General features: G+C 46.7%; 9 protein-coding genes. 7 read left to right on the top strand and 2 right to left on the bottom strand.

From position 1 onward, the window contains the following. Position 1 precedes the first annotated feature (1 nt). Positions 2-1132 carry a bifunctional cystathionine gamma-lyase/homocysteine desulfhydrase gene (locus tag BN1546_RS00375; protein WP_058710452.1) on the top strand — a complete coding sequence of 377 codons (1131 nt, stop codon included), beginning with the start codon at positions 2-4 and terminating at the stop codon, positions 1130-1132. Positions 1133-1326: 194 nt separating this feature from the next. After that, the gene (locus tag BN1546_RS00370; RefSeq protein WP_090735248.1) at positions 1327-4083 is read left to right on the top strand and encodes a PHB depolymerase family esterase; all 2757 of its coding nucleotides are present in this window, start codon (positions 1327-1329) and stop codon (positions 4081-4083) included. Between the two features lie 138 nt (positions 4084-4221). On the opposite strand, the gene BN1546_RS00365 is transcribed toward BN1546_RS00370, so the two are convergent. Continuing rightward, the gene (locus BN1546_RS00365; RefSeq protein WP_058710450.1) at positions 4222-5139 is read right to left on the bottom strand and encodes a hypothetical protein; all 918 of its coding nucleotides are present in this window, start codon (positions 5137-5139) and stop codon (positions 4222-4224) included. Beyond that, the gene (locus BN1546_RS27175) at positions 5132-5284 is read right to left on the bottom strand and encodes a hypothetical protein (protein WP_165079916.1); all 153 of its coding nucleotides are present in this window, start codon (positions 5282-5284) and stop codon (positions 5132-5134) included. Before BN1546_RS27175 ends, BN1546_RS00365 begins: the two co-directional genes overlap by 8 nt. Positions 5285-5584: 300 nt before the next feature. On the opposite strand from BN1546_RS27175, the gene BN1546_RS00360 reads away from it, so the two are divergent. The 5 genes from BN1546_RS00360 to BN1546_RS00340 are packed head-to-tail and all read left to right on the top strand — an operon-like array spanning position 5585 to position 15166. Beyond that, positions 5585-7387, top strand: coding sequence for a vWA domain-containing protein (locus BN1546_RS00360; protein WP_090735245.1), 1803 nt, complete (start codon positions 5585-5587; stop codon positions 7385-7387). A 24-nt stretch (positions 7388-7411) separates the two neighbouring features. Continuing rightward, positions 7412-10801 carry a tubulin-like doman-containing protein gene (locus BN1546_RS00355; protein WP_090735242.1) on the top strand — a complete coding sequence of 1130 codons (3390 nt, stop codon included), beginning with the start codon at positions 7412-7414 and terminating at the stop codon, positions 10799-10801. Between the two features lie 3 nt (positions 10802-10804). Further along, complete coding sequence (locus BN1546_RS00350) at positions 10805-13171, top strand: transcription initiation factor TFIID (RefSeq protein ID WP_058710447.1); 2367 nt, start codon at positions 10805-10807, stop codon at positions 13169-13171. A gap of 45 nt (positions 13172-13216) precedes the next feature. Then, positions 13217-14506, top strand: a complete 1290-nt coding sequence (locus BN1546_RS00345) for a vWA domain-containing protein (protein WP_058710446.1) — start codon at positions 13217-13219, stop codon at positions 14504-14506. Positions 14507-14524: 18 nt separating this feature from the next. Continuing rightward, positions 14525-15166, top strand: coding sequence for a hypothetical protein (locus tag BN1546_RS00340; protein ID WP_058829596.1), 642 nt, complete (start codon positions 14525-14527; stop codon positions 15164-15166). The last annotated feature ends 16 nt before the right edge of the window (positions 15167-15182 follow it).

Raw genomic sequence — 15182 nt, 5'->3', positions numbered from 1 at the left:
AATGAAACGCAAAACAAAACTGATTCACGGTGGACTCCCTACCGATCCTCATACTGGCGCGGTTAACGTTCCTATTTATCAGGTAAGCACTTATGAGCAAGAGGAAATCGGCGTTCATAAGGGATACGAGTATTCACGTACAGGCAACCCGACCCGGTTTGCACTGGAAGAGCTGATCAAGGAACTGGAGGAAGGCAAACGTGGTTTTGCTTTCGGTTCCGGTATGGCAGCGATTCATGCAGTGTTTTCCTTGTTTAAAGCAGGGGATCATATTTTGCTGACCGATGATGTATACGGGGGCACTTATCGTATTGTAAGCAAAGTGCTTAGTCGGATCGGGATTGAGTCCACATTTGTGGATACAACTGATCTTGAGGCTATTTCTAAAGCAATCCGTCCGAATACGAAGGCATTGTATGTCGAAACACCAACAAACCCGCTATTGAAAGTTACTGATATCCGCGCAGTTTCAGAACTGGTGAAAAAGCATGAGCTTTTGTTGATTGTGGACAATACATTTGCTACCCCTTACTGGCAGACGCCAATTACACTCGGGGCTGATATCGTCGTACACTCCGCAACCAAATATTTGGGTGGACACAGCGATGTTGTAGCCGGTCTGGCTGTAGTCAACAGTGAAGAGCTGGGCGAGCAGCTTCATTTTCTGCAAAACGCCATTGGCGGTATTCTCGGTCCGCAGGATTCATGGTTATTGATTCGTGGTATCAAAACCTTGGGTCTGCGTATGGAAGCAATTGAGAAAAATGCAAAGGAAATTGCAAGCTTTTTGGAAATGCATCCGAAGGTTAGTAAGGTATACTACCCTGGGCTGGAAAGCCATGCACAGCATGAGCTGTCCAAAACTCAAGCTGAAGGCTTTGGCGGCATCATTTCCTTTGATGTAGGTAGCGATGCTAACGCGGTTGCCCTCCTGAAAAAAGTAAAGTATTTTACATTGGCTGAGAGCTTGGGAGCGGTTGAAAGTCTGATTAGCGTTCCAGCACGTATGACGCACGCCTCCATTCCGGCAGAACGCCGTGCAGAGCTAGGTATTACGGAAGGCTTGGTACGGATTTCGGTTGGGATTGAAGATCTGGAGGATTTGATCGAAGACTTGCAGTCAGCATTGTAAGAAAATAAGCACAATGATCAAGAGAGGTGGCAGAAGCTGCCTCTTTTTTTGTTGTGAGAATAGCTTCTTTTTTGAAAAGCACGGAGGAGTACGCAGAGGTGGTAACGAATAGTTTTATATAGTTCAATTGAATGTTAAACGGAATATAACGCGGCTACGTCTCTGAGGACACAAAAACCTGGAGGGGGAATGTTATGAGGTTCACACATCTGGAAAAAGCAACTACTGTGCTGTCGGATCATCCGGTACGACTGGCGTCTGCTTATGCAGTCGGCCCAGTCGAGCTTCCGGAAAATTGTGGTGTGGGCAGGGAATGGTCGAGTCATTTTACGCAAGAGGAATGGAATTTGGAAAAGGCTTGTGGTGAAGATGGAATCGAGCTTTCAGCAGGAGGAAAGGCAGTGTGCCGATTACTGACCGAGCTTGACCCTCGGACCTCTGAACTGAATCTAGGTGTTTTTCCGCCTTTGGCTGAACACGAAAGACTTTTGCTGGTTTCAAATCTACGTTGTATGACTGCACAGGAAGTGATTTTTAGACCGTTTGAAGGAACCGGACAAATTTGGATAGATGGCACATTGGTATATGCCGAATCCGGTCCCTTTCGCTTGTATTTGGAGGAAGGTGATCACACGGTCGTTATCATTGCTGCATTTATTCCTGATGAGGCCCGCTCTATTCGTATCAGTGGAAATCAGGTATGCGATGAACCAGATGTGATAGAACTGCATCGTGAATTCGTAGAGCGTAATATACGTAATCATATGGCATGGTTAGAGGTTGAGCAAAGTGCTGGCAGGGAAGGAGAAGACAGCCCGATTTTATTTTATTTGCTGCGTAAGGATCGGATACTTCTTCCCTCAGATCAAACGTTATGGGTCGAGGTAACGAATGATGAGGGCATGAAGCTGGATCAGTTTCCAGCCCATTGGGAGCAGGAGCAAAGCTACGCCTGGGATGAGGAGAAGATCGGGAATACGGGAATGCTGCACTTCACCGTTACCTATCGGGATTATGAGGCTGTAGAACATCATTTTGTGTATTCGGTACTTGTGCGGCCTTTGTCAGTCGTCGTGGAGGGCTTGCAGGAAGAGTATGACCAGTACATGCAAGCCAACGCTAAAGATGTTCTTCATTCTGCGCAGAAAATACAAATAAAGGGCCTGCTTGAGGAATTAAACAGGTTAACGGATTCGCCGGAAGATCCTTTTGAAATCTGGGATTCCCGGGTGGTGCGTGAATATATTAAGCTATTAAAACAAATTTTTATATCTGGACATACCGAACAGTCACAGCACCCATCGTTACTTCAGAAAGAACATATTTTTTTGACGGCCGACGGCATTGGTGAAGGTTTTTTTGTCTCCCGTTTGGACAATAGTTTGCAACGGTATACCATCCAGCTTCCCAGCAACTACACGGCTGAGCGACGGTATCCACTGATCGTTCTAATGCCTGGCAAGCGATATGAGCTTGGACTGCCGGATTTTCAGAATAGAGGTTTTGGGCGGGGTTGGGAAGACGAGGCTATATTTGTTACTTTTTCGTGTCGTGGCGTTACGCTGGGCAGTTATATTGGAGAAGCTGCTTTTTTGGAGGGGCTAGATGTCATACTGCAAGCGTACCGAGTGGACCAAGAACGTATCTATCTGACGGGTTACTCGAACGGCGCATATGCTGCATGGGCGATGGCACAGGCTTATCCTTCTCGGTTTGCAGCTATTGCGGTAATCTCAGGGACGCCACACCCCAAGCATCTGAAAAATTTGACCAATATTCCAATATTGGATGTGTGTGGTGACCAGGATTACTTATTTGCCCAAGCATACACAGCTCCGGTAACCGAGCTTTCATCGAACCATTTTAAAGGTGTGATAGAGCGGCAGTCTAATCATTGGGATACGCATGAGTTAAGACTTTTGGATGGCATACTGGGTTGGCTTATGCAATGGAAAAGAGTTGCTGTACCTCAGCGTATTGCCTACCGGACGGAACGGGGGAGACATAATCGAGCTTACTGGCTGGAAGTGACACGCATGGATGAAAACGAGGAATATGCGGAGTTGTATGGCGAAATGAGTTCCACGGGTGAATTGGATATTGAGGTTGTTCACGTCGAAGAATTTGTGATTCATCTCTCACAAGAGGACATGTCCCTGGAACTGGCCCAAGTTCGTATCGGAGCCCGCATTTTCATGTTGGATTTACGAGAATACAGCCGCTTTCGCTTTGTTAAAACACACTCGCACAAACGCCCCTCACCCGAATACCGTTTGATTGCTGAACGGGAGGGAGAGAGCAGTGAGGATTCTACGCGAAAAGCGGATGCAGCTAAGAGTATTGCAGGTTTGCAAAGCGTGGGAAGAAATGGTGTGAGTCACGGTATGGGTGTACTTGATGTTTATATGAATCGACTTCACATTGTTCTTCCTTCCAGTTATGCTACACCAGAGGAAGAGCAGGCGGTGAAACGAACGGCGAACGCCTTGGCTAGTCCGCGGACAGCGACCTGGAACCCGTACATTGGTGTTCATTATCCCGTGGTTTCTTCTAAAGATATTTCAGAGAAAGAACTGGCTGATAGCAACGTGATTTGTATCACTTCGGCCTTGTCCAGACATGAGCTACTTCAAAAGTATCAAGCTCATCTTCAAATTGAATGTACCGAGGAAGGGTATACATGGGGTGACGATTTTACGGCAGGCGAATACTGTTTGTCATATATTCAGCCTAGCCCATGGTCTGCAACCCAGCAGATGCTTGTTGTAGCGACCAATTCACCCCGTCTGCTGGGTAAAAACCTTTTTATGCGCAGACTGATTATGCCCGGATATTTTAATGGTCTACACCCGTATTTAAATAAAGAGATTATTGTGTATGATAGCAAGGGAGTACGAGCATTTAACTTTACTTCCATTAAGCATGCGCAGCATAAACTGCAAGGTCAATAAAGATGTATGAACGTCATTATAATCCATATTTAAAAAACCGTCTGGAGGCACATTGGCGATCCTGACGGTTTTTTTGCTGATCCATTGCAGTGATTCCTTGACTGGGATACGTCATATATAAAAGGGCATTATGGCAACTCAGCTTTTATACTGCTCCATCAGGTACATGATCTTCACTTCATCGGCCAAATCTCCAAAGGGTTCTAACGGATTCTCCTGAATGATATGATATAAACGTTGGATTCGTTCCTTTGGCAGCTTCCGAACATATCTGGAAATGAAAGCGGCATGGGTGACTATGTAGCGTTTTTTACGGACAGCGGCACTGGCTACGCGAACGAGAATATCTTCGCCTCCTGCCATCTCTAAAATACGGCGCTCATAAAAAGCCACATACCGGAATGTCCGATCCTTAATCAGCTCACGATTGAGTCTGGCAACCTCTCCAATGTATCTGACCATAAGGGGTTCAAAGCTTTTGATCAGGAGAGGATCGAGCGTTAATTCCATATCTTTGCGAAGAACAAATGATTGCAGCAGAGCGACCTGCTGGAGCCTTATCCGATCATTATGAATGAGTATGGCAATTTCGCGTAGCATTTCATAGCAGACACGCTCACTAAGTTGCCGCAGGGCAACTGCATTTTTGTGATTCACGTTCAATCCTTCATGGATCTGTCCTATACGGCCTCTGAAAAGGCGTATAAGCTGCCTACGCTGTTCATAAGGAACAATGCGCTGCTGTAGAAGGATCAAGGGCAACAGGAGAAGCGCACCGACGATACCACACAGTAGCATTTGCTGTGACGAGTGACCGAAAAAGATAGAAGCAGCCAGTAGCGCGATGCCGACGGCAAGGTCTTTATGAAAATAACGTTTGGCTCTGAGTTGGGCATATTGCTCTACAGGAACCAGCGTATCCCGACCACACGATGTACATTTCTCTTCCCAAAGGGCGGTGAATTGTCCACAGCGCTTGCAGACTCTCAGCTTTTGGAAGGCATGCTCTGTGCGGGTAAAGGGGCGAAATTGCACAGCCTGTTTGGAGCTATTCATTGCGCTCACTTCTCCGGTTCAGCAGTGCGAGAAGCTCGGTGTCGATTTGTGTAATCGACGGGGCGCGTCTTTTATGTATATAGTAGATTAGTGATTTAATGGCGACAAAAAGAAACATAATCGCCAGACATCCGTATGAGATCATAGTGTACTTCCTCTTTCTGCTTAGATTTTTATTTTACTGTTTTACATGAACGGGTTTCGCTAGGGTTATTTTTGTCGTATAAAGGAGAAGGCTGGTGCCTGATTGCCCTCGTTGGGGTATAATTATATCATTACTGCAGGATATTGGTAAAATATCGCGGTATAATAGGCTTTTTGGTCGTATTCAGGCCGCTCGGACAGGATTTTCAGCTGGCGCTCATGTAAAACTCATTATAATTTAATAGTAGTGGAGTACAACTGTAATTTAGAATGAGAATTAATCGGCAAAGGGGTACAAGCGATGTTTAGTAGAGACAGAAAATGGTTTTTGGTCATCGGAATCATATGTACAATGATCATGACCTCGATTTCGGCCTGGCAGCCACAGACGGCGAATGCCGCTTCACCCTCAGCTTCTAAAGTGGATGCGGTGCTGGTAGTCGATGTAAGTAATTCAATGAACACCAGTGATCCTGGGAAAATTGGCAATGAAGCCATGAAAATGTTTATTGATATGTTGTCAACACAAAATGACAAGGTTGGGATTGTAGCCTATACGGATGTCGTACAGCGCGAGAAAGCCTTGCTTAATATTTCATCCGAAGCAGATAAGCAGGAGCTGAAGACATTTATTGACGGGCTGAACCGGGGAGCGTATACTGACACCTCCGTAGGTGTCAAGGAAGCGATCCGCATTTTGCAGGATGGCAAAACAGCCGGGCATGCGCCTATGATCGTTATGTTAGCTGATGGTAACAACGATTTTAATAAAACGACAGGCCGAACTGAAAGCCAATCCGCTCAGGATATGGCACAGGCTGTAGCCGAGGCTAAAAAAAGCGGTGTGCCGATCTATACCATCGGTTTGAATGCAGATGGAAAGCTGAATAAAAATAAACTCGCCGACATCGCGCAGCAAACGGGTGGCAAGTCCTTTATTACAAGCTCGGCAGACGATCTGCCGAACATTTTGAGTGAAATTTTCGCCAGTAATTTGAAATTGAAAGTGGTGCCCTTGCAGTCCATTACGGCAAACGGCGACTATCAGGACGTTACAGTAACCGTACCAAACGATAGCGTGCTGGAAGCCAACATTTCGATCATGTCCTCGAAACCGGTGGACGCGAGATTAATAGACCCATCGGGCAACACGAAGTCGATCCCTTCGAGCGATGTACTGTTGTCCAAGTCCAAAAGCTACTCGCTGATTAAATTGCTCAAGCCTGTGGCTGGCGACTGGAAGCTTCAAGTCAAGGGAGTGCAGCAGGATAAGATTGATATTAATCTGGTATTTAACTATGATTTGGAATTGAAGCTGGACGCACCGCCTGCCAAATCATACAAAAAAGGTGACTCGGTTCAAATTCGTTCCTATCTGACGAGCAATAACCAGCCGTATCAGGATCAGGAATTGTATGCGAATATGAATGCGGTCCTGAAGGTCAAGGACCTTGATACCGGCGCAACGAATGAAGTGCCCCTAACAAACGCAGGCGATGCTTTTACCGGCTCCTATACGATTCCGGATGAGCATGACTATGAGCTAACCGTTAGAGCAGAGGAGAAGAGCTTTTACCGTGAAACGCAGCCTGTAACCATCAGTGCCAAAGCTGGGGCAGCGAGCGGTACGAATACTGGCACAACTCAGCCTACGGCACCTGCTGAAAAGTCTAAGCTATTGCCACTCATTCTTTTAGGGGTGGGACTGCTCGTTCTGCTAGTGGCGGCATATTTCATCTGGAAGGCTGTCAAAAAAGCCAATCGTGGCTTTGTCGGTCAGATCGTACTGGAAATCCGGGACGAAAATACCGGCGAAAAGACATACCCGCAGTATAAGAAGCTGAACACCTTCCGGGGCAAATTCAATTTACACCAGTTGCTGCAACTGGCGCCAGAATTTGTTGGAACCGATAAGGTCGTGTTCACGCCAGCGAACCAGGATCGCATTGTAGTGCGTAGTACCCCAGAGATTACGATTGAAAAATCCGGGCGTGCTGTAGACGCAGGCAATGGTCTTGAACTGAAAAACGGTGATCGTCTGACGATCCCGCTGGCTAGTGTGGACAAAACCATTTTACTGGAGTTTATTTCAGTAAACAGCTAAACGAACCCTTAGGAGGTCATATCTATGAAACCAGTAGTTAGAGAGCATATCCAACAATTAGACGTATCACTCGGCGGAGGGATCGTAAGCGATAAGATCAGAGTAGATACCATCGATAATCCTATTTTAATTATCGGACTTGGGGGAACGGGGATTGACGCCCTTCTCCGCTTGAAATATCAAATCAACCGTAGATTCAAGCTGCCTGCGGACCCGATTTCCAAGAAAAAGAGCGAGAAACCGGATAACGTAGAATTTCTCGCTTTTGAAACGAATGAACAAGACCGCAACAAAAAATACAAAGGGATTGGTTTGGACCCCATCAATGAGTTTGTACTGCTGTCCAATGCGGAAATCGGCGGGTTGCTGCAAAACCGCAGTATTTTGGAGCCGTACATCACTGACTGGCTGTCTCCCGAGCTGAGCATTACCGATGGTATGAACGGGGCGGCAGGGGTACGTCAGGCTGGACGATTACTATTGTTCACCAAAATCAATCAGGTCGTACAAAGTATTGACAAAAAAATCAAAACCCTGTCTGAAGGTACTAACAAGAAGCTTATGGTGTTTTTGCTATCCGGTTTGTCAGGCGGTACAGGAAGCGGTACTTTCCTCGATATCTCATATATCGTTCGAGGCATTATTGAGCGGGACTATGGCTCCGCAGGTGTAGACCGTGTAAACACGCTGGGTTATCTGTTCACGCCGGATATTAATCTGGCGAACAAAAGCCTGAGCGAGCATACGCGTGAATATATTAAAAAGAATGGCTATGCTGCACTGAAAGAGCTGGACTACTGGATGAATGTGGACAGTCGTGGTGAACGCTTTAAGCAACAGTACGGCAACATTTTGACCGTAAACTCGCCGTTGCCGCCGTTCAATCTGTGTCACCTTATTTCGGCTACGAATACGGAAGGCAAACTACTGGAAAATGCTTATGATTACTGCATGAATGTCACCGCTGAGAACATCACCAACTTTATGGCGAGTGAGGAAAAACAGTCGGGTGAAGAGTTCGCCATTCATGACTACATCAGCAACATTCGTACCAACATCGCGCAAATGAATAAGGCGTATCCAGCAAACTACGATTACAATATTATCGGAGCTTCCTCGGCAGTGCTGCCTATGGAGGAAATGACGACATATCTGGCTTACCGGATGTTTGGTAAAATGTCCAAAATGTTTGAGCAAGCGCCAAATCAGGAGGATGTAGAGAAGTTTGCCCGCAAGCTGGGCGTGGATCTGGATAGCATGATCAAAAACTTTGAGTCCCGTGTACCTGAGCCGCTTCCGGGCTTTGAAAACAGTGAACGGTTAAGTTATAACAATGTTGTTAAGATGCAAGTAGTTAATATGGACACTGAGCTGGAGCAAACGTTCCTGACGCGTGCTCGCGAAGAATATATTAAAGCGAAGAAACAGCTTCCTGGCGAAATTGTAGGACAGTTTACGGACCAAATCCGCCGGATGTTCCTACATCCCGAGCAAGGGCCGTTTTATGTATCCCGCATGATATATACTGAAAAAGGGTTTAGCTTGCTGAAAATGCTGCTTTCCTATGTTGAAACGTTGCGTGAATCACTGCACCGTATTCCTACGGACATTGAATGGGCGCGAGAGCAGGCAAACGAGAAGCTGGGCGATGCTAAGAGTGCGTTTGTATCCAAGGATAAGAAGAAAAATGCATATATTGAAGCAAAAATCAACGAATATTGGCTGCGGGCTGATGTGGAACGTACAGAGCAGCTCATTGAATTCTATGAAGACCTGTATGACCTGCTAAATAAAGAAAATAACCGCATTTATAATGTATTTACTGAAATTTTGAACGCACTGAGTGCCATTTTCGAAAAGAATGGTGATCTGCTGATTAATGGCGAGGAACAATCCGATCACAAAGGTAACAAGACGTATTATTGGAATCTGGTAAGTGTACCGGATATTTCGGAAGTTGTGACCAAGCTGCTGGATAACCGTAATGGTGACGACTTGATTCGTGATTTTGCCCAAGAATTGCTGGAAAATTCAGATCAATGGGTGAAAGATCAGGATATGGACATCATCAGCTCGATCTCCAATTTCTTGACTGACAAATTCGGTGATCTCATTACCCGTTCCATGGAGGATTTCCTGGTCATGAAGTACGGGCAGGATGAAGCGATTGAAAAATTTGTGGAGCGTTACATTGCAAGCAAGCTGGATGAGGAGGCTGTACCTGTCTTCCATTTGAGCAACAGTTCTGGCAATTTGTATTTCCCATCATGGGGATTCGTTTCGGTACCTGTACAGTCGCCTAATATCCTGAAAGGCGTTCGCAATTATCAAAATAATGCCATTGGTAAATCGCACTTCACTATTAAAGAAAGTGAAGTCCGTAACCGGATTTTCTGGCTCAATACGCGTAATGGTGTTCCTCTGTTTGTATATACGCCGCTCAAAGTGTATGAAGAGAGCTATGAGAAAACCATTCTTGACCGTGAAGGTATTGGCCGACATCTGGTGCAGACAGGTCAGAACAACTGGACGAATCTGCCGTCGCCGATTCCTGAAAAATCATGGGGAGAAACTTACATCAATTCGCGTGTGCAAGCTCACAATGCCCGCATTCGTAATGATTTCGACCGGGCCAAGGCACTCGGAGTGATTCGTGAGAAAGATGTCGATCAAAATACAAGCAGCCGTTTTACTGTAATTCGCTCACAAGCGCTAGATATGAATGCGCTACTGGCAGGCTACGATATGCGCTTACAGGAATCCAAGCCGAATTTGGGCGAGGTGAAAAGAGCATGGTCTGAGCTGAAGCGTCTACTGGCTGAAGGGCTGGAGCAGACCGGAAGCAAGGACATCTTTGGCAGTATCAATGAAGAGATGGCCAAGGAAAACCTGATCCGTTCACCGGAGTTAACACAGGTGGTTCGTGATGAGCTGGCGAAATATATTCAAATCGAAGCAAAAGCCGCTGAATTGGAAGCTTTACTGGGCAAATATCAGGATGAAGAAAAATGGTTGGATCAGTTCATTCAGGCCCTCTATACAGACACAATTACGAAAAAAGGCGCTTTGTACGTCTATGATCGTGATGAAGAGGAAGAGGCGTGGGAGCCGTTTGCCAACGTCATGAAGAGCCGCAATTATGTGGAGTTTGAAGTGTTTACAAACTTCCGTGGATTGGATGAAAAGAAATTTGCAGCACTAATGCGTAAGGCGGATCGCCGTGATGCTGTATTGACTTCATCTGAGGATATTACACCACTGCTGGCGAAGTTGGATGAGCTGGCTGCCACTTACACAGAGGCACGCAATCAATTGGAATATGAAAAGGTAGAGCTGGCTAATGGAGCGGAACTTTATGCATTTTATGCTCAAATGGCCGGAAAATTAAACGACATCCGCAGAAAGTTGAAGTAAAGTATGAGAGAGCAGCTGTTACGTTATGCGGCTGACTATGCAGCCGCAGAGGACCAATTAATCGGAAGCGGGGATGGACGCAGCAGCATCCATTTCCCGTCCGTGTTTCTTTTTATCGGCGATCACATGAGCCCGGTGATGAACACAATTGCAGATATCAACCGGACCAAGTGGGATAACAGCACAGGAGTAACCTATATTCAGATTTGCTCGCAGGAAGAGCACGCGGCTGTAGACCGTTCGGTAGAGGCCATCGTTCATACGGTAGCTGTACCGGAAGAAAGTAGTCACCAAACGTTACGCCGTGACTTGCACCAGGCTTTTTATACACATGAATCAAAGTTAATTGAACTTAACACCGCGTTACGCCGGGCTAGTGGACATCTGGCTGATTATGGTCGGTTGTATTCCTCGTTTGAGCGTGTACATTTGTCGATCCTGACAACAGCGGATGATCCCATGAACGTATTAATTCCTGAAATTACGCTGTTGGCAGAGTATATTTTTGCCCAATCTTTTAAATCGGTACAAATGGATCTGTATGTGTTGATGAGCGAAAGCGACCAGGCTGCCCAATTTGGCTACAGAAGTGCAACATCCGTTGCTTTTATGCGGGAGTTGGATTACATCCAGAGCCCAGCATATACGTTTACAGCACCGCTTCATATGACCGAGGACAAATTGACCATCCCGGTATCTCATGCTCCATCTCCGTTGTTCGATCTTGTCTATGTGCTGTCCGACAAGAATGAGCGCGGCGTAACGGTGCCGAATAGCCTGCGCGAGAGCTGTGATATTATTTGTCACATTCAACTTCTTAAAAACCGTTATCAGGCAGGAGATTCCTATCGGTCACAGGATGGAGGCTACAATAATACATCGTTTAAGAATAACATCATGACGGAATCCGGGCGGCAGGGTTATGTGTCGGCTGGATTTTCCCGGGTTAACCGCCCTAATCAGTCGATTGCGCTTACGGTGTTGTATCACTTTTATGTGAAGCTGCTAGAGCGTATGAGAACAGAGCAGGATTGGGACATACGCGATAAGCTAAATTATTTTGGCTTAGATGCTGCTGAGCGCGGTCGTACACGAAATGATCTAGTACCTGGCAATGAAGCGATCATGGACATGAGCGCACTAATGACGAGCGGAGCCAGCTACGGCTCGCTGAAACGAATGTCATTACGTGAGGCAGAGGAAACCTTGTTTGGTCAGGGGTGTGAAGCCTTTTTCCGCGATAACTGTGAACGGATCGTACAGAAGCGCTTGGGAGATTTTCAGGCGGATATGCGTTTGCAGATGGCTGTGAATGCAGCTGCTAAGGAACATCCTCATATCGGCTTTTTCGAGCTGACAGATTGGACGGATGAAAATCAAACAGGGAATGTGCTTACGGCTGTTCGGGGAATGATTCGTGATACGTCCAATGATTTGCAGATCAGTGCGGCCGAACTGGATGCGCTGTATAGCGGACGAGTGGAAGATCAGCCTTTTCAGCGACTGCCGCTTATGGATAAACATAATGTGCGTAGCTTGATCCGTTACCTCACTGAAACAGTCTACGGGCATAAAATGCACATGCTGCGGATTCAAGTGGATTTGGAGCTACTTCGCCGCTATGAAATGGCACTAGAAAAATGGCATGCACAGGCGAAGCATATTACAATACAGCTAGCCAACCTGGAGCGTGAATTACATCAAGCTGCGACGGACAGTATTCGGCAGGCTGACAGTTACACAGGTCAAAACCTGTTCGAGTATTACGAGCGTGTGACGGAGGATGTCATGCGTGAGTTGGAAAGCAAGCGGGGGAAATCTGTATTCTTTGACGCCCGGCATATGGGACCTGTATCTGGGTTGCTGGATGAAGGTCTGTCTGCACTGGTGAATAGACTTACGCAGACCTGCCGTACCTTGATGCTCAGCTCACAGCCATTTAATCAGACATTCGAAGAAGAATTATTACGACGTGCCAATGTAGCTGCTGCATATGAAAATCGGCTGGTCGTTCCGAAGGATGAGCTGTTTAAAAAACTGTATCAAACGTTAGAAGAGCATGGCGGAATCAATGTACGTTTGCTCGACTATACCCATGAGCATCGGTATGAAGAAAAGTATTTTTTTGGTGACTACGAAGGCGAATTTCTTCCTTATGCGATGGACGTCGACATTACTTCGCGAATTTACAAGCTGGGTTTTGTTCATGAGCGTCGCAGTAGCGGGGTGGAAAAACTGCATTTGATGGGCGGCTTCCATCTGGAGGATCTGATGGTTTACCGCAACGGCAAAACGTATTATGAGACATATACTGCGAATGGTTTCGTGTTTCATGGAATCGACGTGGACCGGTTGCCGGAATTGCGGTAGCCATATATTATCCTACTTTAATGATGGAAGGAAGCAACGAATCTTATGAAGCAACGTAAATTTAACGTTCTCCTATTGGTGTTTGGCTTGCTGGGCGCTGTAGTAGGCTTCATCTTAGGAGAGCTTATTCTTCACAAATTGATAGGCCACTGGCCGCATATCATCGTGGTCGGGCTATATTTTGGCATCATGGCGCTGTGCATTGGTCTAGGTTGCCTTATCGGCGAACTAATTTCGCCACAGTTAAATGGACATTCATGGCGACAACGATACTCAGGATTGTCCTGGAAATTACTAGTTCCTGCTACACTGGTCATGTTGTTCGTGGCAGGTCTGTTATTGGAACTGGGGTATCAGATTAACCCTGAAGGGCGCAAGAGTGTACAGGACCTCGTGCTTGTGATTGATAATTCCGGAAGCATGCAGCAAACAGATCCCGATAATGAACGCCTAACGGCTGCTAAGAGTCTAATTGGGCAAATGGATGGAGACAAGCGCGTAGCCATTGTTTCATTTGAATCCACTGCGCAGTTGGTGCAGCCATTTACTCCCATTGGCACAGATGCAGAGAAGCAAGCGGTATATTCCAAAATCGATAGTATGCAGACTATAATGTCAGGCGGTACAGAGATCGGGCTTGCTTTGGACGAGACGATCAAGGAGATTGAAACCCAAGGCAATGCGGAAAAAGGTTCTCTCGTTATTATGCTCTCTGACGGCTTTAGCGAACTGGATACGCAAACCGCATTGGCTCCTTACATTGCCCGTCAGATTCCGATTAATACGATCGGCCTAAAACTGGCAGAATCGGAAGGTATAGCTTTGTTGCAAAATATTGCCAGCCTAACGGGTGGAACTTATTCTAATGTAGCTAATGCCCAAGGACTTACGCAGGCGTTCGGTAAAATATATAACAAAATTGGTGATCGCACGCTGGTAACGGAGCGGACAGGTGAGTATGCCGACAGTCTGTATTTTGCTATTTATCGCGTAACGGCTCTGGTTATCATCGGAGTTCTATTAGGGTTGGCTCTTGGATTGATGTTTGATAACCGTTTTCTCGCGCGGAATTTCGCAATTGGTGGAGTTCCAGCCGGCTTGCTCGCTGGCTTGATTTTGGAAAGAGGGTTATCTGGCTCGCCTATAGGTGACTTGATGATTCGTTTGCTAGCAGCGCTCGTACTGGCGGCCCTTATTGCTGTCTTTTCACTTGTTCTGCCGATTGCGGAAAATACTCGCCGATCTTCTGGTGGTGGGAGCCAAGGTGGGCCATCAGGCCAACGGAGAGGGGCACCGGAAGGCCCGACGCGCAATCGACGCAGCAGTGGATTTTAGAACGGGAGGCTGGAACTTATGCAGTATAGGGATGCACAGCCCGGTGATCCTGTGATTTCGGAGCTGAGCCACAAAATTGACGACAACCGGGTAGTGTTACGCTGGCAGTGGCCTGAAGGTGTAGCCGTAGTCTATATTGCCAAACAATCAGCCGATGCAGGTGCGAACGGGCAGAATGAAACGCCGACTTCTGACCTGAAGCTTTTTACACGAGAGGAATATAAGGCCGCTGGCAGCTATCGTGACCGGATTGAAGGTATTGGACGTGTGCGGTATACCGTGTATCCGGCTGTTCGGGAGGAGGGTGACACCTTTGTAATCCGTCAGCCAGACGAAACCAACCAACTGGAGTTGAGCACGGGTAGAGCCAAAATTAAATATGCGGTTCACCATAAAAAAAGCTGGTTTCGCAGCCGCAAAACAGTCCAGATTCAGGTGACAGCCGAAGTTCCTGTTCCACAGGAGGCGCTTTGCTACGTAAAGAAGCGTGGCGGCTATCCGGTTGACCGGGACGATGGCACCTTGTATCCGTTCACGGCACCCTTTGCTGCAGGACGGAATGTTTTACCCACTATTGAAGTGGGGGGAGATGAGTATGTGCGGCTGTTTTTTACGGACGGTCAGAAGTATGGCACGATATATGAATTAGTTCCTGAATGAAAGGAGGCCACAACCG

Origin of the sequence: Paenibacillus sp. Mc5Re-14 (assembly GCF_001049835.1) — a bacterium.
Classification (GTDB): Bacteria; Bacillota; Bacilli; order Paenibacillales; family Paenibacillaceae; genus Paenibacillus; species Paenibacillus polymyxa_C.
This window is presented reverse-complemented; position numbering and strand designations above follow the sequence as displayed.

Excerpts from the sequence above, each read along its gene's own strand:
- BN1546_RS00375 (WP_058710452.1), top strand. The coding sequence starts at position 2 with ATGAAACGCAAAACAAAACTGATTCACGGTGGACTCCCTACCGATCCT.
- BN1546_RS00370 (WP_090735248.1), top strand. The coding sequence starts at position 1,327 with ATGAGGTTCACACATCTGGAAAAAGCAACTACTGTGCTGTCGGATCAT.
- BN1546_RS00365 (WP_058710450.1), bottom strand. The coding sequence starts at position 5,139 with ATGAATAGCTCCAAACAGGCTGTGCAATTTCGCCCCTTTACCCGCACA.
- BN1546_RS27175 (WP_165079916.1), bottom strand. The coding sequence starts at position 5,284 with ATGATCTCATACGGATGTCTGGCGATTATGTTTCTTTTTGTCGCCATT.
- BN1546_RS00360 (WP_090735245.1), top strand. The coding sequence starts at position 5,585 with ATGTTTAGTAGAGACAGAAAATGGTTTTTGGTCATCGGAATCATATGT.
- BN1546_RS00355 (WP_090735242.1), top strand. The coding sequence starts at position 7,412 with ATGAAACCAGTAGTTAGAGAGCATATCCAACAATTAGACGTATCACTC.
- BN1546_RS00350 (WP_058710447.1), top strand. The coding sequence starts at position 10,805 with ATGAGAGAGCAGCTGTTACGTTATGCGGCTGACTATGCAGCCGCAGAG.
- BN1546_RS00345 (WP_058710446.1), top strand. The coding sequence starts at position 13,217 with ATGAAGCAACGTAAATTTAACGTTCTCCTATTGGTGTTTGGCTTGCTG.
- BN1546_RS00340 (WP_058829596.1), top strand. The coding sequence starts at position 14,525 with ATGCAGTATAGGGATGCACAGCCCGGTGATCCTGTGATTTCGGAGCTG.